The following is a 24924-nucleotide window of genomic DNA, read 5'->3' on the forward strand; positions in this document are numbered from 1 at the left end:
AGTGAAGCTAGCTTCACTTTTCACATACCAAATCATTATAAATTCATACTGGATAAACCAATGTATTGGGCCTTATCAAATTACACAGACTTCTTGACGGAACCGATATATCGTTCATAACTTCAAATATATCAACGATTTTTTCAATATATCGACGTTTCGACAAGGGATATCGACTTATCAACAAATAAAGACAAAAAGAGGATGCTCACACCGAGCATCCTCTTTCTATCTATTAAGCAAATTTGTTTTTGATCCAGTTCTTACCTTCTACAAGGCGAGCTGTCATTACGGCACAAGCGTTATCTGCTGTTACGTTTAACATCGTTGCAGGAGGATCAATGATTGTACTAATTGCTGCGATAATTGGCAATGCTTCTGGCGGGAAGCCGTATAGAGAAACGATTAACATTTCACCAATCATACCGCCGCCTGGAATAGCGCCCATTACTGTTCCTACTAATAGAGAAACAACAAGTGCGATTGCTAATGTTTTCGGTCCTTCGAATTCCATGTTGAAAATACCGAATAAGAAAGCAATTTTTAATACGCCCCCTAAAACAGAGCCGTCTTTATGAAGTGTAGATCCAAGAAGGACAACTGTTTCACGAACGTCAGAAGAAATACCCATTTTCTTCGTTGCTTCTAAGTTCGCTGGAATACTTGCAGCACTACTACAAGTTGCAAGAGATGTAACTGTAGGAGAGACCATGTTCTTCCCAAATACTTGTACACCTTGCTTGCGACCTGCAAGGTATGCATAGAACGTAAAGAAGACAAAGAAGTAAATGAGAGATGCTGGATAGTATACCATTGCTGCTCGGAAGTAAGTTCCAAGAAGCTGCGGTCCGAATTCACCAACTAATGCTGCGAAGTAAGCAGCAAGTCCGATTGGAGCGTAGTACATAATGAAAGATACAACTTTCATTGAAATTTCTGCACCAGCTTGTAAGAATGTAGCGAATGGTTTTCCTTTTTCACCAACTGCTGAAGTTGCAACCCCCATTAAAATAGAGAAGAAAATAAGTGCTAACATATTTTCACGAGATAGTAACTTCGAGAAGTCAGATACTGTTAGAATACCGACGATTTGATCTGCAACACTAACAGCTTTTTCTGCTTTGTCAGGTTGTGTTAATTCTAATACAACACCTTGTGCTGGCGGGAATACTTTCACGACAATAATCATAAAAATAGCAGCTAAAATACTCGTAAATAAGAAAGTCCCAGCCATACTAGACATAATTTTACCGAAACGTTTTAATCCATCCATATTAGCAATAGATGACGCGATGCTAAAGAACACTAACGGTACAACAATCGTAAACATTAAGTTTAAGAAAATGTCACCAAGCGGCTTTAAAGCAACTGCATCGGCACCCATGAAATAACCAATGAAACCACCAATTAGGATAGAAGATAATAAAATAAGTGGAAAGCGATATGCCTTCATAAATATATCCTCCTATCAATTAAAAAATCATACTGAATTATTATAGCGAGTTAGAGCCCTCTTTACTAGGAGAATATGGATAGATGGAATAGCGTGAAAACCGAGAAATTTTTGTTTTTAAGCTCGGCATACAGCAGGAAATCTAGACATATATATTTGTAACCTAGTTGTGGTAAGGGATGCACCATAATTTAGGTTTAGAAAAAGGGGGAGGGAAGCGGGATGAATATTTTGCTTTGCTGTGCAGCGGGAATGTCTTCCAGCTTGATTGTTACAAAAATGGAGAAAGCAGCAGAGGCAAGAGGAATAGAGGTAAATATTTGGGCTGTATCAGGTTCTGAAGTAAATAGCCATATTGATAAAGCCGATGTACTTTTACTTGGACCGCAAGTACGTTATTTATTACCGAAAATGAAAGAATTATGTAAGGAGAAAGGAGTACCTGTTGATGTCATTCAATCCGTCCATTACGGACTTTGTAATGGAGAAGCTATCTTGCAAGCAGCTTTGTCAATGAAACCATGAGGAGAGTGGGATAGATGATACGGTTTTTAGAGAAATATGTAATGCCGGTAGCAGGAAAGGTTGCAGAGCAGAGACATTTGCTAGCAATTCGTGATGGACTTGTATTGACGATGCCGTTCTTAATTATAGGATCATTTTTCCTCATCATTAGTGCTTTACCAATACCAGGTTATAATGATTTTATGGCAGGTTTGTTTGGGGAGAATTGGCAGAGGGCTTTGGGGTATCCAGTTAGTGCAACTTTTAATATAATGGCTTTAATAGCTGTTTTTGGAATCGCTTACAGACTTGGAGAATATTATAAAGTGGACGCTTTAGCATCCGGGGCATTGTCGCTTGTGACGTTTTTACTTGCGACGCCATTTCAAGTTGCATATATTATACCAAGTACAAAAGAGAGTGTACTTGTAGAAGGTGCTATCCCAGCTGTATTAATGGGAAGCCAAGGGTTATTTGTAGCAATGATTATTGCACTTATATCTACTGAACTTTATCGGTTTATTGTACAAAAAAAGATAATTATAAAGATGCCAGAGACAGTTCCGCCAGCTGTGACACGTTCATTTGCCGCGCTTGTTCCAGGATTTATTGTTGTAACGGTTATTTGGATTGTACGCTTAATTATAGAAAATACTTCTTTTGGCAGTATCCATAATATTGTAGGGCAAATTTTACAGGAACCACTTAGTGTACTTGGTGCTAGTCTTTGGGGCGCAATAATAGCTGTTATTCTCGTTCATGTTCTTTGGTCATGTGGAATTCATGGAGCTACTATTGTTGGTGGTGTAATGAGTCCCGTTTGGTTGTCGTTAATGGATCAAAACCGAATTGCTTACCAAGCAGGGCAAGATATACCAAATACGATTACTGCACAGTTTTTTGATTTATGGATTTATATGGGCGGATCTGGTGCAACGCTTGCTTTAGTTGTAGGAATGTTATTATTTGCCCGAAGTCAGCAATTAAAAAGTATAGGTAGATTGTCAATTGCGCCTGGTATATTTAATATTAATGAGATGGTAACTTTTGGGATGCCGATTGTCATGAATCCAATTTTATTAATTCCATTTATATTGGTTCCAGTTGTGTTAACAATTGTTTCTTACTTTGCAATGGAATGGGGATTAGTTGCTCGTCCGAGCGGTGCTGCTGTTCCTTGGACGACACCAATTCTATTTAGTGGATATTTAGGATCAGGTGGGAAAATTTCAGGTGTTGTTTTACAACTTGTTAACTTTGCGCTTGCATTCTTCATTTATTTACCGTTCTTAAAAATATGGGATAAACAAAAAGTGGCGGAAGAAAAGGGGGAGTAAAGAACTAAAATGGATACGATAGAAACGAAGGCCTTTCACTTAATCTTGCATGGGGGAAATGCGAGAAGTTGTTCAATGGAAGCAATTGATTACGCAAAGCGTGGAGAATTTACAGAAGCAGAAGCGAAATTACAAGAAGCGTTAGAAGAATTAAAAGAGGCGCACCGTGTACAAACGGACCTCATACAGAAAGAAGCTGGTGGTGAAAAGACTGAAGTCACCCTTCTGATGGTCCACGCGCAAGATCATTTAATGAATGCGATTACGATGAAGGAATTAGCGAGTGAATTTGTAGAATTATATAGGAAGATGTCGGTGGATGAATGAACCTTGCTTATGCAAGGTTTTTTTATGTATGTGTCTGGACCATCAGTGGAATATGTGTTCCACTGATGGTATTTACAATCCTCCTTTTTACAAATGAGTAAGAGTGATATTTAATCGACAGTAACAATTTCTCCTATACCACGAATTAATCTTTTTATATGCATCTCATTTGGTTTCAATATACTTACGATATAATCAATCGCTATTTGCGGTTCAACGGTTGTACCGCACGTGTAACAGTCAATGGCTGCAAAATTTTTTTCTGGATAAGTGTGAATAGAAAGGTGGCTTTCAGATAGTAAAACTAAAACAGTAACACCATGTGGATCGAATTCTTTTGTACTTACGTTTAAAACGTGGGCACCAGATTGATCAGCAGCGTGGACTAAATGATGTTCTAAAAAGTAAATATCATCTAATAGGGAAAAATCCACTCCCCATAAATCTACTATTATATGCTTACCGAAAGTAGAATATTCCATAAGGTAACGCTCCTTACTATAATGTTGTTAAAATTCCATTTCCTGTTTGTAACATTGATGTAGGACAAGATTCGATTCTGAGTTTAAAAGAGCGAGATTACGTTGTTCTAAATGTTCTTCTCTAAATTGAAATAAAGGAGAAAGAAGAGAAGGTAATGTTCGAGGTGTTGGCACTACGTATAATTGCTCAATTTGATCGAGTACATAGGCAGAATTAGCGGCAATATGAAATCCCCAGTCAGTTCCGAAAGAAGGAACGATTGTATGATAACTTTTCACAGTTAATCCCGCATGTTCAATTGTATTACCGATACTCCAATATACAAGAGGTGCATCAGCAGGTGAATTAGATTGGCAGACGAATGCACCATCTTCTGTTAAGAATGTAGCTATCCGAGCAAAAAGTTCGCTTGTATATAAAGTACTTAAAATTTCTGTTGCTGGATCAGGAAAATCAATAATAATTACATCGTATAAGGATGAAGGAGAATTTAGAAATTCTTTCGCATCACATACGTGCACATTCACGCGACTATCCAAAAATGCATTGTTGTTTAAAGATACTATTTCTGGAACATTACGTGCCATATTAATTATTGCCTCATCTAAATCAACAAGGTCTACATGTAGCACAGTTTCATATTTCAAAACTTCTCGCAGGGCAAGACCATCGCCACCACCTAATATGAGAACACGTTTTGGATCAATTACTTTTGACATAATTGGATGTACAAGTGCTTCATGATAAATTTGCTCATCGACGGAACTGAATTGTAGTTGCTTGTCCAAATATAAACGGATATCGCTTACTTGTAGCAAATGAATATTTTGATAATTGCTTTTTTCATTCAATAAACTTGTATGTTCACCAGCTTGTATTTCTTTTAAAGAAATTTCATCCCATATATCTAGGTTGTGTGAATCCGTGGGTACTATGACTACATTTTCCGTTTGTGCTTGCTTGTCCTGTTTATCCTGTTTGTCTTGTTTGCCTTGTTTACCGTGCTTGTCCTGCTTATTTTCTATTTCCTGCTGTTCTAGTTCAAATTTGTTAGAGTCTAATTCAGAACGTTTGTCTTTTTTATAGCTTGTTATTCTATAAATCTTTATTTTGCTTTGTTTTCTATGTTTTGGCATAGGAATCCCCTTTCGAATTGTGTTACTTTACTCTATTCTATGTGATTTAGTAGAGTTTGCTTGGACAATAGATAGAGGAGTTTTTTTAATAGATTTTCACGCTAAAAAAATTTTTTTAGTGTTTTTTTGTTTTAAGCACAACTAGACAACTAAACACTAATCTATTTTCATACAGTTATGTGTTAAAAGCGTGTTGTTTTATAACACACTGTGTGTTTTTTGGTCGACACACTAATTGAAAGCGTTAACACACAAAGAAAATGGTCGAAAAAGTGCTGAATTTAGTGGTTTTAAAAAGTTGGCACGCTAATTGCATTAATAAATAGCGTAAAGAAAAATAAATAAAATATAAATTTTTTATACTACACAAGGGGGATTTTCAAATGAATATTTTATTATGTTGCTCAGCAGGGATGTCTACAAGTTTACTAGTTACAAAAATGGAAGCGGCTGCAAAAGCTCGCGGTTTAGAAGGAAAGATTTGGGCTGTATCTGGGGATGCAGTAAAAACAAATATCGATCAAGCAGACGTATTATTATTAGGACCACAAGTTCGTTACATGCTTTCTTCAATGAAAACGCTCGCTGATGAGAGAAACGTTGGAATCGACGTTATCAATCCAATGCACTACGGCATGATGAATGGAGAAGCAGTTTTAGATCACGCATTAACACTTAAAAAATAATTAGGGGGGAAGTAAAATGCAAAAGTTTATTGCATTTATGGAGAAATATTTAGTCCCAATCGCAGGTAGAATTGGATCGCAGCGCCACTTAGTTGCGATCCGTGATGGATTTATCGCCGTTATGCCACTTATTTTAGTTGGATCATTTGCAATACTTATTAATAACTTACCAGTGGATGCATTCCAAAAATTTATGAAAGGTGCATTCGGGGAAGTTTGGAAAGATATCGGCGGCGGTATGTGGGCAGGTTCCTTCGCTATACTCGCCCTCATAGTCGCAGTAGGGATAAGTTATAATTTAGCGAAATCTTACGGCGTTGACGCGTTGTCAGCAGCAATCATTACATTCGGTGCATTAATCATTATTTCTCCGACAACGCCAAAAGAAGGCGGTATTGATTTAGCATGGACTGGATCACAAGGTTTATTCGTTTCTATAATTGTAGCTCTTCTTGTAACAGAGGCATTTAGATTCTTTGTTCAAAGAGATATTACAATTAAAATGCCAGATGGTGTTCCACCAGCAGTAATGAAATCATTCGCAGCATTAGTTCCAGCATTCGTTATTTTAATCGTAACAGCAAGTATTCAATTAGCAGTGAAATTAGCAGGAACAAGCATTCATAAAATCGTATTTGAAACAATTCAAGTACCATTACAAGGTTTAGCAGGTACATTACCAAGTGCAATTATTGTAGCATTACTTATTCACGTATTATGGTTCTTCGGATTACATGGTCCTAATATCGTGGGTGGTATTATTGACCCAATTTATTTACCAGCATTAGAAAAGAATATTAAATTATTTAACGATGGTATGTCTGCATATGATGTACCGCACATCTTCACAAAACCATTCTTTGATGTATATGTATATATCGGTGGATCTGGTGCAACATTAGCATTCTTAGTTGCAGTAATGCTTGTTGCAAAAAGTGCGCAGCTTCGCGGTGTAGGTCGCGTATCTATCGGACCTGGTTTCTTCAATATTAACGAACCAGTTATTTTCGGTACACCAATTGTATTAAATCCAGCATTAATTATTCCATTTGTACTTACACCAGTGGTATTAGTTATTACTTCTTATACAGCAATCTCTTTAGGATGGGTACCAAAAACAGTTGCTTTAGTTCCATGGACAATGCCACCAATCTTTAGTGGTTATCTTGTAGCGGGCGGAAGCATTGCTGGTGCAGCATTACAAGTAGTGAACTTTGCAATTGCGGTAGTAATTTACTATCCATTTGTATTAATGTGTGACCGTACTTATGTACAAGCTGCAAAAGCTGAAACAAAAGGAAATGACAATTCAGTATCACTTTAAAAAGTATTGTTCTGACGAGTTTTTATAGCTCGTCAGAACAACTAACCTTTATATCATGTTCAAAAAGATGATACTCATCTACAAGAACACCAAACTATCATTCATAAATTAATATTTTAATAGAAATGTTCAAACTGAAGGGGTATGTAAGTCGGTTGAACGATAATAGAGAGGGCGGTAATTTTGATGACTACAGCAGAACAAATTCCATTCCAATTGATTTTAAATAGTGGTAATGCACGAAGCTTTGCAATGGAGGCACTTCAATTTGCCAAACAGGGGAAAATGGCAGAAGCTGATGAAGCGATGGCAAAGGCGAAAGAAGCGATTAATGAAGCGCATCATTTTCAAACGGAGCTCATACAATCAGAAGCAAGAGGAGAAAAAACAGAGATTAGTGTTCTTTTAATTCACGCACAAGATCATTTAATGAATGCGATTACAGTAAAAGAATTAGCAGCAGAGTTTATCGATCTTTATAAAAAGCTTGAAGCGAAAGGGGAATAAAGCATGACTGGAATTAAAATTGCTACAATCGGCGGTGGATCTAGTTATACACCAGAGTTAATTGAAGGATTTATTAAGCGTTATGATGAGCTTCCTGTTCGTGAAATTTGGTTAGTAGATATTGAGGCAGGAAAAGAAAAGTTAGAAATCGTTGGTAACTTAGCGAAACGTATGGTGAAAAAATCTGGTTTACCAATTGAGGTACATTTAACGCTTGATCGCCGCGAAGCATTAAAAGATGCTGATTTCGTAACGACGCAGCTTCGCGTAGGTTTATTAGAAGCTCGTGCAAAAGATGAAGCAATCCCGTTAAAATATGATGTAATCGGTCAGGAAACGAATGGTCCTGGTGGTTTATTCAAAGCATTGAGAACGATTCCTGTTATTTTAGATATTTGTAAGGATATGGAGGAGCTTTGTCCGAATGCATGGTTAATTAACTTTGCAAATCCAGCTGGTATGGTAACAGAAGCTGTTCTTCGTTATACAAATATTGAAAGAGTAGTTGGTCTATGTAACGTTCCAATCGGAATCCGCATGGGTCTTGCAAAATTGCTTGAAGTAGATGCAAGTCGTGTTCACGTTGATTTTGCAGGTTTAAATCACATGGTATATGGATTAGACGTATATTTAGATGGCGTAAGTGTAATGGATCGTGTGTTAGAACTTGTAACAGATCCAGAAAAGCAAATTACGATGGAAAATATCGCTGCGCTTAACTGGGAGCCAGACTTTATTCGCGGCCTTCGTGCAATTCCATGTCCATACCATCGTTACTACTACAAAACACGTGAAATGCTAGAAGAAGAGAAAGAAGCTTCGGTTGAAAAAGGTACACGTGCAGAAGTAGTAAAACAATTAGAAGATGATTTATTCGAGTTATATAAAGACCCGAATTTAGATATTAAACCACCACAATTAGAAAAACGTGGAGGCGCTTATTATAGTGACGCAGCATGTAGCTTAATTACGTCTATTTATAATAATAAAGGTGATATCCAGCCTGTTAATACACGAAACAACGGAACAATTGCAAGCTTACCACATGATTCGGCTGTTGAAGTGAACTGTATTATTACGAAAGAAGGTCCAAAACCAATTGCAGTTGGAGATCTTCCAGTACCAGTTCGCGGTTTAGTACAGCAAATTAAATCATTTGAGCGCACAACAATTGAAGCTGCTGTTACAGGGGATTATCATAAAGCGCTGCTTGCTATGACAATTAATCCACTTGTACCATCAGATAAAGTGGCAAAACAAATTTTAGATGAAATGTTGGAAGCGCATAAAGAATATCTTCCGCAGTTCTTCAAAAAGGTAGAGAAATAAAAGCGGCGCTATTTAGCCCGCTTTTTTTATTCTATCCCACTTTAATGGGCAGTAAGACCCCTACCTCAAAATTCAGCGAAAGCAAAGAAATTAGGTGGGGGTCGGGCTGCCCATAAAAGTCCGATTGGTTCAACTAATAATCAGTGGGGGGTGAAGACCCCCCACTGATTAAAGTTTCACTTTATTAGGAGGTATTACGATGATTAAATTAATTGTAAATGCAGATGATTTCGGTCTTACAGAAGGTACAAATTACGGTATTATTGATGGGCATATAAATGGACTTGTAAATTCAACGACGATGATGATGAATATGCCAGGAACAGAGCATGCGGTACGCTTAGCAAAAGAGTATAAAACATTAGGAGTAGGCGTACATCTCGTATTAACAGCAGGTAAGCCGCTTCTTGGAGACGTACCATCACTTGTAAGTAGCGATGGATTGTTTCATAAACAAAGCATCGTATGGGAAGGGAACGTAAATCCAGAGGAAGTCGAGCGAGAATGGACTGCCCAAATTGAGAAATTCTTATCTTACGGATTAACGCCAACTCATTTAGATAGTCATCACCATGTGCACGGATTACCGATTTTGCACGATGTTCTGGAAAGGTTAGCTGCTATATATAATGTTCCAATTCGTCGTTGTGAAGAAGAGCGAGCGGTGCGTCCATTTTCTGACGTGTTTTATAGTGATTTTTACGCAGATGGTGTGACGGAAGATTACTTCGTGAAGTTAAAAGAAAGAGTACAAGGTGAACAAACGGTAGAAATTATGGTTCATCCAGCTTATATTGACCCAGAGCTTGTGAAGCGTTCTTCTTACGTAATGGATCGCGTGAAAGAATTGCGTATTTTAACAGAGAGTGAGTTGCCTGAAGGAATAGAGCTTGTAAAGTTTTAATAGAAAAAAGACGGCTACATTATGCCGTCTTTTTTTATTTACAAAATGGATAGAATATATCCGCCAAAGACTCCAAGTATAACGATAACCCAAGGTGGTGTTTTCCAAAAAGCGAGCAAGCAAAATAGAAGAGACGCAAAAACAAAATCTACAGCGTTCATAATTGTGCTTGTCCAAATCGGATTATAAAAAGCGGCAATTAAAATACCAACAACAGCCGCATTGACTCCAAGTAGTGCGCCTTGTATGAAAGATATTTTTCTCACATTGTCCCAAAAGGGTAAAACACCAATAACGAGTAAGAAAGCAGGAAGAAAGATCGCAATTGTTGCGAGTATTACTCCAAGCGTTCCGTTTAACACTGCTCCTATATAAGAAGCGAATGTAAACAGTGGTCCTGGCATTGCTTGTGTTAATCCGTATCCAGCTAGAAACTGTTCTTTTGTCATCATTCCGTTTTGTACGAACTCACCTTCAAGAAGGGGGAGTACGACGTGTCCGCCCCCAAATACAAGTGCGCCAGAGCGATAGAAACTATCAAATAAAGCGATGTAATAAGAGAACGGTCTTAATATTGGTAGCAGTAGTAATAATCCGAAGAATAAGACGAGACAAGAAACTGCTATCTTTTTTGAAATAGGTACTTTTATATGTTGAGATTGACTAATTGGTTGGTTGCGATATAAAAACCAGCCGATAAAGCCAGATATGATAATGAGAATGACTTGTGTCCAGCTACTTGGCCATAATAAGGCGATTGCGGCAGTTGCAATTGCAATCGTCGCACGATTTCGGTCTGGCGTTAATTTTTGCGCCATTCCCCATATTGCATGAGCGACAATAGCGACTGCTACAAGTTTTAGTCCATGAATCCAGCCAGCACTTCCAAGGTCGAACTGATTAAGGAATGAGGCGAAGAAAACTAAAACAAGCACAGACGGTAAAGTGAATCCAATCCATGAAATAATAGCTCCGAATACCCCGCCTCTTAATAATCCAACGCCCATACCGACTTGGCTGCTAGCAGGACCAGGGAGGAATTGACATAGTGCTACTAAATCTCCATAGCTCCGTTCATCCATCCATTTCCTTTTTTGCACATATTCGTGGTGGAAATACCCAAGATGGGCTACAGGGCCACCAAATGAAGTAATTCCTAATTTAAATGAAACGAGAAAAATCTCTAATAATGTATGAAAAATGTATTTGTTTTTTTTCAAAATGACCTCCTAGAATGTTTTTCTAAGTGCATTATACAAGAGGTAGTAAAGCAAAAGGAATGATTCTAATGTAAAGATTATGTGAATCTTTTCTTCGTAATTAACACTTGAAAAAGTCATAAATGATTATGTATAAACCATAAAGTAGTAGAAGTAGTGCTGGGAAATTTATATAAGGAGAATGCCCGTATGACAACACATTTCTTTGCGAGGTTAACAGGTAAGAGGGAAATACCTCCTGTAAATACAGAAGCTTATGGCGTAGCAGAGTTTATATTTAGTGAGGATTTAAAGAAGTTGCAGTACCGGATCATATTGAAAAACATCGAAAAAGTTACATCATGCCAAATTCATTTAGGGAAAGCAAATCAAATTGGTCCAATTGTTTTAAGTTTATTTGGTCCATTAAAGCAAGGTATTAGTGTTAATGAAGGAGTCGTCACTGGTGTAGTTAATGTGGGGGATTTTGAAGGGCCTTTACAGGGGCGAGCGTTTGATAGCTTACTGCAAGAAATCATTCAGGCGAATGCATATGTAAATGTGTATACGAAGCCCAATAAGAAGGGTGAAATCAGGGGGAGAATCAGGAAGGTAAAGAAGTAGAAAAAAGGCTGTCCATATTTTGGAACAGCCTTTTTCTATAAGTTGCTAATATTGTCGATTATTGTTGGTAAATCGATATATATTGAAAATCGCTGATATAATCTGAGTTGCGCCGATATATTTGAAAAATCGCTGATATAATCCGAGTTACAGTCGATATACTAAAAAATTGCCACGATTAATTTTTTACAGGCTGATTTTTAATGAAGAAGTCCATAACATAAAACACTTCGTCATCAGGTATTTGTATTTCAAATGTATTTTCAATTGGCTGCAATGCTTTTTTTACTTTCATATACATCCAGTATTCATCTTGTCTTCGTTTCTCTTTATCTGGATGAGGGAGGAGGCTTTCTCCCTTTTGAAGACGGTCAACCATACAGCTCATATGCAGAATAACACCCATTAAACTGTCAGGAGTTAGCTGTAAGGAAATTAATTCTTGAATTGTATTCAATGCGTAACGGATCGTTTTAATAAGTAATGCTCCGTCGTTACGCTGCATTTGTTGTTCAAGAATATCAGCCATTTTTGCATATGTTTCTTCGTACGTAATTAATTCTTGAATTGGCTGAATCGCTGTGTAGTTTACAATGTCTTGGAAATGATATGTTAAGCATGGCACTTGTACATCGAAATTCGTGACGATACAAATAATGTTCCGCTCTTTTTTTATGTTCTCAATCATTTTCGTTAAATCTTTTTCATGGACGATACTAATCGGAATGATTTCAATTAAGTCTTTGTCAAATCGCAAATAGTTCTCCAACATTTTTTGAATAGCTAAAGCACTGCCTTCCCCAGTTAAACAAGCTGTCAAAATAACAGATTTCATTGGTGATAGTGGTTTTTTCTTTTCTTCTTGTACGTTTAAGTAAAACGGTGTTAAGTTCTTCACCGTTTCATATAATGCATCTAACGAGTAGCCAAGCTGAGCTTTTCGAGCCGCTTCTAGTGCATGTGGAGTGCTTGTCATGGAAAGAACACGCACTGGAATTTTGAACTCAGTTTCTAATATATCACCAATATAAGCGAGAGATCCCATATCAACGAGTAAGAGAAGCCCGTTTACATTTTGGAGTGTTTTCATATACACTTTCACACGCTCTAAGAAATCTTTCGGCGATTCATGTAACGGCATATCGATACCGGTTACTTCGTCAATGCCGAGCAGTTCATTTGCGACGTTTGCCATTTCTGTTGCTATGCCGTTGCCGTGCGCTAATATTAATACTTTTACTTCTGTTTGTGAGGCAGGAATTGGATCAACAACGAAGAACATTGTTAAAAAGCCTGCTTCATCGATAGGCATTGTTATTTGTAATTCGTCTTCCAGTAGTTGAATGCATTGCATAGCTACGGAAAAAGCTTCTTTATATTTCGTACGAATTTGATTTAATTGTGGGTGATGAATTTGTTTTCCAGCCTGTAAACGTTGTAGAGTTGTCTGTACATGTAAACTTAAAGCGAGAAATACTTTTTCATCGAACGTCTTGGATAAATGTTTTTCAGCAAGTTCAGCAATTTTTTCACAAACGGAAACGATATTACGATCTACAATTTTAAAAACATTTTCATGACTTGTCTTTTTTGACATTTGGTTAAAATATTGTACGAAAAAGCTTTGAATATCATTTTCTATTAGTAATTCTAATTCTTCCTCTTCAATACCACGAGCTTGAAGTTCTTCATATTTATAGTCAATATAATCGTAAATAGAAGACTGTTTTTCATTTTCTATTTTATGATTACTCCAACCTTCATCACCTGTAAATATAAATGTTTCATTCGGTATTTGGTATAGATGACGGCTCTTTCTTTCAATGAATAGTCCTTCTTTCATATACCAAGGTAAGTCTGTGCTTGAAACATAGACAGAATCACGTTTCTTTGTCACGAAGTCAGAATAGGCTTTCGCACAGGCAATTTGTACATCCGTTTTTAATTGGCCGATGTTATTGGGACAATTGTAAAAGACGAAAGCACGCATTGCATTCGGACTAACGTGAATTTCTTTTCGCAAGCGAATTGCTTCGTTTGTGAAAAATAGTTGCAGTAAAGCAAAACGTTCTTTATGTGTACGCTCACGAAGTGGTGGCAGCGTGACAGTCATCGGTATACGTCTTGTAAATGTTTTTAATAAAAATGAATTTGGTTCTTCTGTTGTTGCAGTAATGATCAATACTTGTGCTTTACGTTCGTTTTCTGTTTCTCCAAGGCGGCGATATACTCCGCGGTCAATAAAGGTGAAAAGCATTTCTTGTCCCTCTGGAGGAAGGCGATGTACCTCATCTAAGAAAAGGATTCCTTCATGTGCTTTTTCAATTAACCCTTTTTGATCACTTGCCCCTGTATACGCTCCTTTTTTAATCCCAAATAATTGCCCGAGTAGTAGCTGTGGGTTATTTGCATAATCAGCACAGTTAAAGACGATAAATGGTGCATTTTTAGGAAGCTGTTCAACTTCAATTGCATATTCGTGCATTAAAGAAGCAAACATGGATTTTCCGACGCCTGTTTCTCCGAGCAGTAAAGTATGCATACCGTTTGGAGGATAGAGAATAGAAGCTTTCGCTTTTTCGATTGCGATTTTAAGGCTCGTATTTTCAACTGCAAATGTATCTAATGAAGTTACTTCTTTTGAATGCGTTTCCAACGAAGTGTTCGTTTCTATATAAAAACGAACAGGACGCGTATTTGTTTTTAATAAACGTTTATCTTTTACGAGTTTGTTTAAGTCGCTACTTACATTGGCTCGATCTAGCTGCAACAGGGTAGCGAGTTCTGATGCAGTTACACCTTCTGTATAATTGCCTTTTTGTATTGCGTTAAAAATGAGATCTATTCGTTTCATTTCTATTCACCTCGAAACTTCATCACTATTTAAAATTTTACACAAAAATGGGAAGGGTGGGAAGAGAAAAATAAAACAGCTTTAGCACATAGGCACTAAAGCTGTTACAATCTTGTGTCTTTCCAAAAGTTTACTTCGAGATGAGAAGATGGATTATAGGGAAGAAGCTTGTATCCTTGTGACTGTAAGTAATCAATTACTTGTGGCAGTATTTGTACGGTTACACTCGAATCATGCATTAAAATTACTTCGACTTGTTCATCGCTCTGATTACGTACCCTTTCTAGTATGGCAGAAGGATTATCATAGCTTTTCCAGTCGTATGTATCGATTGTCCAATCCCACATTTTATACTGGGCTGATACAAGTGCATCACGGTAATTCTTTTTTAAGTAAGGCATGCTACCATACGGGACACGAACGAGATGTGAATTTAATTTTGTAACTTGCTGAACGATGCTTTGTGCTTGTTCCATTTCTGTAATTAAAGTAGATGGGTCACCAGTGTAAAGGCGTTTTACATCATGGGACATACTGTGAAGTCCGATATAATGTCCATCTTTAATTAATCGTTGCATTGTCTTTTTATAATGTGGTACTTTTCCACCAATAACAAAGAAAGTTGCTTTTCCGTTCTTTTCTTTTAAGATGTTTAAAATTTGCGTAGTATATTTGTTTGGTCCGTCATCAAATGTTAAGTACGCGATTTTTTGGGTAGAAGAGGTAGTTTCGGTATTTGGATGATGTTCAGCAGGGGGAATGGTAGTTGCTCCTGCATGAGATGACGCGTACATAGTAATCGTTAAAAATAAAATAATGTATTGAAATACTCGCTTGATCATAACATTCACCCTCAGTTTGACAATCAAGATGTAAAAAAGAAAATATAATCCTTTTCTTATTATGTATATCTTTCTCCAATAGTGGAACTCTCAAACAAGCTATATTTTGGAAATATAAAATAATGAATAAAAATAGCATCCTCTTATAAGAAAGAGGATGCTATTTGAATATTTCATAATAGTAAAGGCTATACTACAATTAGTCTTCGCGTTTTTTCACTTTTTTATAAAAGGAAATAAGTGGTTTGTAACGTTCATGTACAAGTCCAATTACTTCAGCAATAATCTCTGTAAAGAAGATTAAAACGAAAAGAAGAATAATGGATAACCATAATGTCGCACTAGAGAAAATGATTGCATTTACACTAAAGAAAATACCGAATGCGTATATAATTAGTACCGTTTTACGATGAGAGAAGCCCATTGCAAGTAAACGGTGATGTAAATGCGACTTATCTGGTGCTGAAATAGGTTTTTTATTTACGATACGACGGATAATTGCAAATGTCGTATCAAATACAGGCACGCCTAAAATGATAACTGGAACGATAAAGCTGAATAGCGTTACACTTTTGTATAATCCGAGTAACGATATAACAGAAATACAGTATCCTAAAAATAGTGCTCCTGTATCTCCCATGAAAATTTTTGCTGGATGGAAGTTGTAGAATAAAAATCCAATTGTACTTGCAAGTGCAATTAGTGCTAGAGGTAAAATGATAGCCGTTCCAGTACCCCATGGGCTAGTGAAGGCCATGTATGCTAGCGTTGCCAGTACGATAGATGAAATACCAGCGGATAATCCATCTAAGCCGTCAATTAAGTTGATTGCATTTGTAATACCTACAATCCAAAATACTGTAATTGGGTAAGCAAGCCATCCAAGTTCAGTATCCCCGAGGATTGGAATATATAATACTTGCACTAATAATCCACTTTTTACAATCATAATGGCAACTAATAGTTGTCCACCGAATTTTACCTTCGCAGATAACTCGTACATATCATCTAAAATACCGATGATTACAATGATAATCGCACCTAGCGTTATCGATAACATTCTTTGTTCGTATAAGCCACCGACAACAAATCCAACAGCCACACCAATAAATATTGCTAACCCGCCAAGACGAGGCATAATCTTTTGGTGCACTTTACGCGCGTTTGGCTTATCTGTTGCTCCTATTTTAAAAGCTAACTTAATAACTAAAGGAGTAACGACGAGTACAGTGATGAAAGATGCCAAAATGGCATAAATCACTTGTGAGTCCATTAATACCCCACCCTTTTATAGTCTAACGTAATTTTTTTAAATATATTTATCTGAAAATTATGATGTTTATTTACAGGCTCATAACATATGGTATCACAAAAAGATTAGAATTCAATCTTTTTTTCGTTTTATGGTAAATGGAAGCAGATAGAATATATGACAATGGTATACAGAATGTTGAATCGTTTGAGAAGGTTAATCGTATTGGGCTTTGGAATATGACATTTTCTCTTTCTCTTTAATAGCGAATAATTTTATTTCAATATTATAAGTGTTACACGTAGAAATGAGTAAGTTCCGTGTTAAAATGTGGGAATTTTTCAAGCCTGAACGTGCAGCTTTAATCTCGGTAAAATTTCTATTGGTTTTATGGACAATATTTAATTTTACAAAAACTTAAAAAAGAATGAAGAAAGTAATTCATATAATAAAGAAGTAAAAGAGTTTTCTCATTTTTAATGTGAGAGGGGGAAGCACAGGGGAAATTCTATGTATTCGTATATTTTCTATTGTATATTCCTGTGCGAAAAGGAAATGAAAATTACGATAATAGGTACCGGATACGTTGGATTGATTACAGGAGTAGGATTGGCAGTATTGGGACATTCGGTTACATGTTTTGATATAAATGATGAGAAAATGGAACGGATAAAACAAGGGAATCTGCCTATTTATGAAGCTGGCTTATATGAATTAATACATGATGCGTGTGAGAATAATCGTTTAACTTTTACAACAAGTAAAGAAGAAGCATTTCATGATGCAGAATTTATATTTATTACAGTTGGAACGCCATCGTTATTAGATGGGACAGCAGATTTAACATATATTCAAAATGCATGTTTTGATATTGGAGCATATGCGACTAAAGACATTATTGTTGTTACAAAAAGTACTGTTCCTGTAGGGACGAATGGTGCTATGAGGGGATGGATTGAGGAGACATTACAAAATAGGCATGAGTTACATATTGTATCGAATCCCGAATTTTTACGGGAGGGTTCAGGGATTTACGATTTTTTTCAGGGAGATCGTATTGTAATTGGAGCTGATAATGAGGAAGCGGCGCGAAAAGTTGAGAATTTATATAGTAAATTACATTTGCAAACGTATGTTACAGATATAAAAAGTGCAGAGATGATTAAATACGCATCGAATGCCTTTTTAGCGACAAAAATTAGTTTTATCAATGAAATTTCAAATATATGTGAGAAGGTAGGAGCTAATGTATTAGATGTTGCAAAAGGAATGGGAATGGATAAGAGAATTGGGTCGTCTTTTTTAAATGCGGGCATTGGTTACGGGGGATCGTGTTTTCCGAAAGATACGAAAGCGCTTGTGCAAATTGCAGGGAATGTGGCACATGATTTTCGTTTGTTAAAAGCCGTTATTGAAGTAAATAATAAACAACAGCTATTATTGATTGAGAAAGCGAAGAAAGTAGTAAATATGAACAAGAAGCGAATTGCAGTGCTGGGAGCAGCATTTAAACCGAATACAGATGATATAAGAGACGCACCGTCCCTTATTATGATACAAGAATTAATGAATATAGGTGCAGACATAGTACTATATGACCCGAAGGCGATTCAAAATATGAAAAATATCTTTGGGGAGACTATACAATATAGCGAATGTATAGATGAATCGATTAGAGGAGCGAGTGCGGCTTTTATCGTGACAGAATGGGAGGCTATCCGAACGTATCCGTTAGGAAAGTACGTACAACTTATGAGAGAACCTATTTTATTTGATGGAAGAAATTGTTATACTAATGAGGATGTTAAGAAACAGGGAATAGATTATTATTCTGTTGGAAGAGAAAGTATTCATAAGAGGGATTTTTCCGTTATTCGTTAAAAAGGTATGTATTCATGTATATTCTTATATGTCATAATAGGATTTGTAACTAGTGAAAGAAAAGAGGCAATGAAATGACTGAACGTTTAAAAGTAATGACAATTTTCGGGACACGTCCAGAAGCAATTAAAATGGCACCTCTTGTATTAGAGTTGCAAAAGCATCCAGAGAAAATTGAATCAATTGTGACTGTAACAGCACAACATCGTCAAATGTTAGACCAAGTATTAAGTATCTTTGGAATTACACCAGATTTCGATTTGAATATTATGAAGGATCGCCAAACTTTAATCGATATTACAACGCGTGGTTTAGAAGGTTTGGATAAAGTAATGAAAGAAGCAAAGCCGGATATCGTACTTGTACATGGTGATACGACGACAACGTTTATTGCAAGCTTAGCTGCTTTCTATAATCAAATTCCAGTAGGTCATGTCGAGGCAGGACTTCGTACATGGGATAAATATTCTCCATACCCAGAAGAGATGAATCGTCAATTAACAGGCGTAATGGCAGATCTTCATTTCTCACCTACAGCAAAATCAGCAACGAACTTACAGAAAGAAAATAAAGATGAATCACGTATTTTCATAACAGGAAATACAGCGATTGACGCACTAAAAACGACTGTAAAAGAAACATATAGTCATCCTGTACTAGAGAAACTTGGAAGTGATCGTCTTGTACTTATGACAGCTCACCGTCGTGAAAACCTAGGAGAGCCAATGCGTAATATGTTCCGTGCAATTAAGCGTCTTGTTGATAAGCATGAAGACGTACAAGTTGTGTATCCTGTTCATATGAACCCTGTTGTTCGTGAAACTGCAAATGATATTTTAGGCGATCATGGCCGCATTCATTTAATTGAGCCGCTAGATGTAATTGATTTCCACAATGTTGCAGCTCGTTCATACTTAATGCTAACTGATTCTGGTGGTGTACAAGAGGAAGCTCCGTCATTAGGTGTACCGGTTCTTGTTCTTCGTGATACAACAGAGCGTCCAGAAGGTATTGAAGCAGGTACGTTGAAATTAGCGGGAACAGACGAAGAGACAATCTTTAGTCTTGCTGATGAGTTGTTATCAGACAAAGAAGCTCATGATAAGATGTCAAAAGCATCTAATCCGTACGGTGATGGCCGTGCATCAGAGCGTATTGTAGAAGCAATCTTAAAACATTTTAATAAATAAAAAAACAGCCAAATCGCATGCGATTTGGCTGTTTTATTGCTGATTTCTCATAATCCACTCTGCATGAGCATTCGTAGAAGGAGGGGGATCAGTTGGTGTTTTGTTCTGATTCGTTTCTTTCTTCGCTTTCTCGTTAGAGTTCGAATTTGAAGAAGGAGTGGATTCCGTTTTTGTTGTTGAATTTTCTTGCGTGGTTACCTTTTCTCCTAGTTCTTTTTTAATTTCGTTACGTACTGCCTCAACACCGTTTGGATCTGGAAGGAAGTAATAAATACCACCTATTTTTTTGTCTTCTCCTTCAAGTTTGAGTGTTTGTATTGTGGAAGGATCAAACCCAGAAAGTTTCTTGTAAAGAGCAAGGCCATCAGAAATAGGAATGTCAGTTTTTATATATTTTCCAACGACTGCTGTCAAATCTTTAATTTTAAATACGGTAGAGGTGGAATTTAGTTTTTGAACAACAGCAGCTAGTAATTGTCTTTGTCTAGCGGCACGACCATAGTCACCATTCGGATCTTGCTTTCGCATACGAACGTAAGCGAGTGCTTCTTCACCATTTAATTCTTGTTGTCCTTGCTTAAATTCGATTTTTTTGTAGTAATCCACGTCTGAACGCTCCCAAAAGTCGAAGGGGACATCAACAGTCACACCGCCAACAGCATCAACAATACCTTTAAAGCCTTGGAAATCAATTTTAAGATAATGGTCGACAGGCACTTTTAGAAAACCTTCGACAGTTTTGATTGCCATTTCTTCTCCGCCGTAAGCATGCGCAGCGTTAATTTTGTCCTCTTTATTCTTTCCGACAATTGGAACGCGACTATCCCGAGGAATACTCATAAGCGAAATCTTTTGCGTTTTCGGATTGACTGTCGCAAACATTAATGAATCTGTACGACCGTTTTGGCCGTCTGTTGCATAATCTTCTATACCCATAATAAGGAGTGTAAAAGGCTCCTTTGTAATTTCTACATCTTCGGTTCTCAAATCCGATTTTTCACGAGTAAAACCACTATACATCCCCATGAGAGAAGAGTAGGAATTTAATATATAAAGTCCTACACTACCAAATAAAAATAAGAAAATAAGGAAGTAGAAAAACTTTCTTCTTCGTTTCTTCTTTATTCTGCTATTTTGGAGATGATAATAACGTTCTTCCATATATAATCTCCTTAGTTCATTTGTAGGAAATTAATTCACTACATTAATCTTTAAAGGCGATACAGTAGTTATTCTTAGATAACATCTTGTTCTAAGTACAACATATCTCCTTCTGTAATTGTACATTTCCCATTTGTTAATTCAATCATCCAATCCGTGAATGCTTGTTTTCCATCTTCTTCTACATACGTATCAAATGTGACATTTTCGAGGTAATGTATATCTTTAATGGCATATTTTGAATTGCGTAATTCATTTTCAATTTTGCCAAGTAATGTGTAATCAATTTCGGTCTGTATAACACGCATTAATTTTCGCTCGACAACACCGACATGATTAATGCCTTCGCTTGTACATTTTCCATATGCGCGAATTAATCCACCAGCGCCCAGTTTGATGCCACCAAAATAGCGGGTAACGACAACGACGGTATCTTTTAAACCGCGTTTTTTTAGTACCTCTAACATAGGTACGCCAGCTGTACCGCTAGGTTCACCATCATCATTTGCTTTTTGAATTTGATCTTGTTCGCCAATTAAATAAGCAGAACAATTATGTGTTGCATTCCAGTTTTGTTTTTTGATTTTTTGTATGAATTCTTGAGCCTCTTCTTCGGTTGTAGCACGACTAACATAACAGATGAATCTTGATTTTTGAATAACAATTTCGTGTTCACCGTAGTCTTTTATTGTTAAATATTGTAATAACACTTGTATACGCTCCTATCCATCAAAATGACTAGTACTTTACATTTTAAAAGCGGGCGTTTTTATATTCAAACATTTTTTATAAATAAGCTGAAATTTTTGGTGAGTGTTTTACCTTTTTGTTGTAATTTGTCGAGATGATGAGTATAATTTCAAACCCGCATTTTCATGTATGGATGCACCATTTTTAGTTTTCGTGTAAAATTAGGAAATAAAAACTTTTTTATAAGGCAGGTACGAAAATGAAAACAGCTATTGTTACTGATAGTACAGCATATATACCGAAGCATATTCGTGATGAACTCAATATATATATGATTCCATTAAACGTTGTGTTTGGAACGGAATCTTATCAAGAAGAAGCTGAAATTTCAGCAGATGATTTTTATGTAAAAGTACGTGAGCAAGAAGAACTTCCAAAAACCTCTCAACCAGCAATCGGAAAGTTTGTTGAGCTATATGAAGAATTATCTAAGGATTATGATGCAGTTATTAGCATTCATCTTTCAAGTGGGATTAGTGGTACATATCAAACTTCAACGACAGCTGGTCAAATGGTAGAGGGTATTGATGTATATACGTACGACTCTGAAATTAGTTGTGAAGTACAAGGATTCTACGTGCGTGAAGGTGCAAAGCTAGCAAGCGAAGGGAAGGATCCAAAAGAGATTATCGCCCGTTTTGATGAAATGAAGAAAACGATGGACGCTTATTTTGTAGTAGATGATTTACACCATTTACAACGTGGAGGCCGATTAAATAGTGCGCAAGCTTTCATCGGTAGTCTGTTACAAGTAAAGCCGGTTTTATATTTTAGGGACAAAATCATTATCCCGTTTGAAAAGATTCGTACGCGTAAAAAAGCGTTAAAACGTATCATTGAAATTTTTGATGAGCAAGCAAGTAAAGGTGTACCTATGGAAGCAGTTATCATTCATGCACAACGTGAAGAGGAAGCGAATGAATGGAAGGCAGAATTAGAAGCAAAATATCCTCATGTTACAATCCGTACAGGTTATTTCGGTGCTGTAATTGGAACGCATTTAGGTGAAGGTGCACTAGGTCTTGGATGGTATACGAAGTAATAAAGATATAAAAAGCTCTCTTTCGGAAGAGGGTTTTTTTACGGATATTTTACGTGAAGTTGACAAGTTAATATTTGGAAATGGTAAAATGTACGTAAAATAAAATAATGAAGAAAGTTTTATAACTTACTTTTTACAAGAAACTATATTATAATAGAAGAGAGGTGAAACATATGGAGCATAATTCTTGTTTATGTCCAAAGTTTGAGTCAGCTTTTACTTTGCTTAGTAAGAAATGGACTGGCTTAATTATTAAATCTTTGCTGGAAGAGTCAAAACGTTTTAGAGAAATCGCAGATATTATACCGAATATGAGCGATCGTATGTTATCAGAGCGTTTAAAGGAATTGGAAAGCGAAGGCATTGTAGTTCGTAATGTTTATCCAGAAGTACCAGTTCGAATCGAGTACGGCTTAACGGACAAGGGAAAAGCGTTAGAAAGTGTTATGGATGAAGTCCAAAATTGGGCTGAGAAATGGATGAAATAACGTTTTGATTTCATCCGTATTAGTATATTTAATAAAACGTAAGGGAAACCTTGCGTTTTTTTCTTTGCTTACAAAAAAGTATTTAAAATTCTACACATACGTACAAAAATATGCATATTTTGCGATAGTGTTACATATAATATTACATTTGTTTTACAAAAGCGTAACATTAGCAAAAAAAATCCCGAATTATGGTATAAATTTTATAGGTTATATACGGAAAAAGAAAAAAGAAAGCGGTGTAAAAAATAAAATGAAAAAGCTAAAAATGGCATCTTGCGCATTAGTGGCAGGGTTAATGTTTTCAGGACTAACACCAAATGTATTTGCGGAAGATAAAATTTCTGACGTGAAATCACAAATTAATACACAAAATGACACTTTACATAAACAACAACAAGAACGTGATGAATTACAAAAACAAATGAATGACTTAAACAAAACAATTCAAGGTTTAGATAAGTCTGTTCAAGAGAATGCTGCAAAGCTTGATGAAACAACGAAAAAAGTTGCGGACACTGAGCAATTAATCGAAAAGAAAAATAAAGATATTGCAGAATTACAAACGAAAATTGCAAAACGTGAAGAGTTATTAAGAAAACGTTTAGTTGCACTTCAAGAGCAACCAAACACAAACGTTGTAACAGAAGTTCTTGTAAACTCTAAAAACGTTGCAGATTTAGTTGATCGTTTAACTTCTGTTTCTAAAATTCTTGAGTCTGACGAAGATATCATGAAAACACAACAAGAAGATCAAGCGAACGTGAAAAAAGATGTTGAAACGGTAAAAACAAAGCAAAAAGAATTAAAAGAAGCACAAGCTCAAATTGAAACTGCTAAGAAAGAACTTGACGCTGAAAAAGAGAAAAAAGCAGCGGCAGTAAACGATTTAAGCGGTAAAATGGATACAGTTGTAACTTCAATGACAAGTACGGAAAGTCAATTGAAAGATCTTGAAAAACAAGCATTACAATTACAGCGTATTGCTGAACAAGAAGCGCAAGAAAAAGCTGCACAAGAAGCTGCTGCTCAAAAACAAGCAGAGCAAGCTGCTAAAGATGCGCAAGCTCAACCAGCACAAGTGGCACCTGCTCAGCCAGCGGCACCAGCAAACAACGGTGGACAAGCTCAAAAAGAAGCACCTAAAAAGGAAGAGCCTAAAAAAGAAGCACCTAAAAAAGAAGATAAAAAACCAGAACCGACACCAGGCCCAGCTCCAGCTCCTGGCGTAATTGGTAAAGCGCAACAATACTTAGGCTTACCATATGTTTGGGGAAGTGCATCTCCATCAAACGGTGGTTTTGACTGTAGTGGATTCATTTCTTACGTATTCGGTGTAGGTCGTCAAGACGTTGCAGGTTACTGGAATTCAGTTTCTAAAGTAAGTAGCCCACAACCTGGAGATTTAGTATTCTTCCAAGGTACTTATAAACCAGGTCCATCTCACATTGGTATTTACGTTGGCAATGGCCAAATGATTCATGCTGGTGACAAAGGGATTGCTTACTCTAGCTTAAGCAGTAGCTACAACCAAAAACATTTCTTAGGATACGGTAGATTCTAGGATTTATAATCGAATAAAACATGTGTATAAAGTCGATAGCTTACTATTTTATAAGTAGGTTATCGGCTTTTTTGCGTTTTTACGAGA

23 protein-coding genes are annotated in these 24924 nt (G+C 36.6%); 14 read left to right on the top strand and 9 right to left on the bottom strand.

The genetic code is table 11. From position 1 onward, the window contains the following. Positions 1-235 precede the first annotated feature (235 nt). Positions 236-1453 (bottom strand): dicarboxylate/amino acid:cation symporter, encoded by a 1218-nt coding sequence (locus ACTFSI_RS18540; RefSeq protein ID WP_440045554.1) that lies wholly within the window; start codon positions 1451-1453, stop codon positions 236-238. 222 nt (positions 1454-1675) lie between these two features. Here ACTFSI_RS18540 and ACTFSI_RS18545 point away from each other — a divergent pair, with 222 nt between their 5' ends. From ACTFSI_RS18545 to ACTFSI_RS18555, 3 genes are read left to right on the top strand one after another with little or no spacing between them, the layout of a single operon-like run. Next, positions 1676-1978, top strand: coding sequence for a PTS sugar transporter subunit IIB (locus ACTFSI_RS18545; protein WP_044792017.1), 303 nt, complete (start codon positions 1676-1678; stop codon positions 1976-1978). Between the two features lie 14 nt (positions 1979-1992). Beyond that, the gene (celB, locus tag ACTFSI_RS18550; protein ID WP_044792018.1) at positions 1993-3294 is read left to right on the top strand and encodes a PTS cellobiose transporter subunit IIC; all 1302 of its coding nucleotides are present in this window, start codon (positions 1993-1995) and stop codon (positions 3292-3294) included. Positions 3295-3303: 9 nt separating this feature from the next. Then, a complete protein-coding gene (locus ACTFSI_RS18555; RefSeq protein ID WP_440045555.1) occupies positions 3304-3621 on the top strand; it encodes a PTS lactose/cellobiose transporter subunit IIA in 318 nt (105 codons plus the stop codon). A gap of 110 nt (positions 3622-3731) precedes the next feature. On the opposite strand, the gene speD is transcribed toward ACTFSI_RS18555, so the two are convergent. Next, positions 3732-4103: an adenosylmethionine decarboxylase gene (gene speD / locus ACTFSI_RS18560; RefSeq protein ID WP_138320731.1), complete on the bottom strand. Its 372-nt coding sequence runs from the start codon at positions 4101-4103 to the stop codon at positions 3732-3734. Between the two features lie 27 nt (positions 4104-4130). After that, entirely contained in the window at positions 4131-5240 is a 1110-nt protein-coding gene (locus ACTFSI_RS18565) for a polyamine aminopropyltransferase (protein WP_001123975.1), read from the bottom strand. A 383-nt stretch (positions 5241-5623) separates the two neighbouring features. Here ACTFSI_RS18565 and ACTFSI_RS18570 point away from each other — a divergent pair, with 383 nt between their 5' ends. The 5 genes from ACTFSI_RS18570 (at position 5624) to chbG (ending at position 9990) form a co-directional block, all read left to right on the top strand. Next, positions 5624-5926 carry a PTS sugar transporter subunit IIB gene (locus ACTFSI_RS18570; protein ID WP_001023569.1) on the top strand — a complete coding sequence of 101 codons (303 nt, stop codon included), beginning with the start codon at positions 5624-5626 and terminating at the stop codon, positions 5924-5926. 16 nt (positions 5927-5942) lie between these two features. Beyond that, entirely contained in the window at positions 5943-7250 is a 1308-nt protein-coding gene (celB, locus tag ACTFSI_RS18575) for a PTS cellobiose transporter subunit IIC (protein ID WP_001168840.1), read from the top strand. 183 nt (positions 7251-7433) lie between these two features. Continuing rightward, entirely contained in the window at positions 7434-7757 is a 324-nt protein-coding gene (locus ACTFSI_RS18580) for a PTS lactose/cellobiose transporter subunit IIA (protein WP_000989047.1), read from the top strand. 3 nt (positions 7758-7760) lie between these two features. Then, a complete protein-coding gene (gene celF, locus ACTFSI_RS18585; protein WP_070807181.1) occupies positions 7761-9086 on the top strand; it encodes a 6-phospho-beta-glucosidase in 1326 nt (441 codons plus the stop codon). 199 nt (positions 9087-9285) lie between these two features. Next, positions 9286-9990 (top strand): chitin disaccharide deacetylase, encoded by a 705-nt coding sequence (gene chbG, locus ACTFSI_RS18590; RefSeq protein WP_000593476.1) that lies wholly within the window; start codon positions 9286-9288, stop codon positions 9988-9990. A 38-nt stretch (positions 9991-10028) separates the two neighbouring features. Here chbG and ACTFSI_RS18595 read toward each other — a convergent pair whose 3' ends face one another. Continuing rightward, the gene (locus tag ACTFSI_RS18595) at positions 10029-11210 is read right to left on the bottom strand and encodes a chromate transporter (protein WP_138320737.1); all 1182 of its coding nucleotides are present in this window, start codon (positions 11208-11210) and stop codon (positions 10029-10031) included. A gap of 189 nt (positions 11211-11399) precedes the next feature. On the opposite strand from ACTFSI_RS18595, the gene exsM reads away from it, so the two are divergent. Further along, positions 11400-11813 carry an exosporium regulatory protein ExsM gene (gene exsM, locus ACTFSI_RS18600; RefSeq protein WP_000207026.1) on the top strand — a complete coding sequence of 138 codons (414 nt, stop codon included), beginning with the start codon at positions 11400-11402 and terminating at the stop codon, positions 11811-11813. A 178-nt stretch (positions 11814-11991) separates the two neighbouring features. On the opposite strand, the gene ACTFSI_RS18605 is transcribed toward exsM, so the two are convergent. From ACTFSI_RS18605 to ACTFSI_RS18615, 3 genes are all read right to left on the bottom strand, one after another. Next, positions 11992-14667, bottom strand: coding sequence for a PRD domain-containing protein (locus ACTFSI_RS18605; protein WP_000820980.1), 2676 nt, complete (start codon positions 14665-14667; stop codon positions 11992-11994). Between the two features lie 104 nt (positions 14668-14771). Continuing rightward, a complete protein-coding gene (locus ACTFSI_RS18610; RefSeq protein ID WP_000597164.1) occupies positions 14772-15509 on the bottom strand; it encodes a polysaccharide deacetylase family protein in 738 nt (245 codons plus the stop codon). A gap of 199 nt (positions 15510-15708) precedes the next feature. Next, a complete protein-coding gene (locus ACTFSI_RS18615; RefSeq protein WP_000378310.1) occupies positions 15709-16782 on the bottom strand; it encodes a glycosyltransferase family 4 protein in 1074 nt (357 codons plus the stop codon). Between the two features lie 489 nt (positions 16783-17271). Here ACTFSI_RS18615 and ACTFSI_RS18620 point away from each other — a divergent pair, with 489 nt between their 5' ends. After that, entirely contained in the window at positions 17272-18642 is a 1371-nt protein-coding gene (locus ACTFSI_RS18620; RefSeq protein WP_000287652.1) for a UDP-glucose dehydrogenase family protein, read from the top strand. A 74-nt stretch (positions 18643-18716) separates the two neighbouring features. Beyond that, positions 18717-19832 carry a non-hydrolyzing UDP-N-acetylglucosamine 2-epimerase gene (gene wecB, locus ACTFSI_RS18625; protein ID WP_000140134.1) on the top strand — a complete coding sequence of 372 codons (1116 nt, stop codon included), beginning with the start codon at positions 18717-18719 and terminating at the stop codon, positions 19830-19832. A 33-nt stretch (positions 19833-19865) separates the two neighbouring features. Here the strand turns inward: wecB and ACTFSI_RS18630 are convergent, their stop codons facing one another. Continuing rightward, positions 19866-20993, bottom strand: a complete 1128-nt coding sequence (locus ACTFSI_RS18630) for an LCP family protein (RefSeq protein WP_000392773.1) — start codon at positions 20991-20993, stop codon at positions 19866-19868. Positions 20994-21067: 74 nt separating this feature from the next. Continuing rightward, positions 21068-21703 carry a YigZ family protein gene (locus ACTFSI_RS18635; RefSeq protein WP_000926680.1) on the bottom strand — a complete coding sequence of 212 codons (636 nt, stop codon included), beginning with the start codon at positions 21701-21703 and terminating at the stop codon, positions 21068-21070. Positions 21704-21942: 239 nt separating this feature from the next. Between ACTFSI_RS18635 and ACTFSI_RS18640 the strand changes: the two genes are divergently transcribed. The 3 genes from ACTFSI_RS18640 (at position 21943) to ACTFSI_RS18650 (ending at position 24837) form a co-directional block, all read left to right on the top strand. Next, the gene (locus ACTFSI_RS18640; protein WP_000844764.1) at positions 21943-22785 is read left to right on the top strand and encodes a DegV family protein; all 843 of its coding nucleotides are present in this window, start codon (positions 21943-21945) and stop codon (positions 22783-22785) included. 173 nt (positions 22786-22958) lie between these two features. Continuing rightward, complete coding sequence (locus tag ACTFSI_RS18645; RefSeq protein ID WP_000400857.1) at positions 22959-23273, top strand: winged helix-turn-helix transcriptional regulator; 315 nt, start codon at positions 22959-22961, stop codon at positions 23271-23273. 148 nt (positions 23274-23421) lie between these two features. Then, a complete protein-coding gene (locus ACTFSI_RS18650) occupies positions 23422-24837 on the top strand; it encodes a C40 family peptidase (protein ID WP_041184270.1) in 1416 nt (471 codons plus the stop codon). Positions 24838-24924 lie beyond the last annotated feature (87 nt).

The organism is Bacillus cereus group sp. MYBK101-2 (assembly GCF_051918845.1).
Taxonomy (GTDB): domain Bacteria; phylum Bacillota; class Bacilli; order Bacillales; family Bacillaceae_G; genus Bacillus_A; species Bacillus_A paranthracis.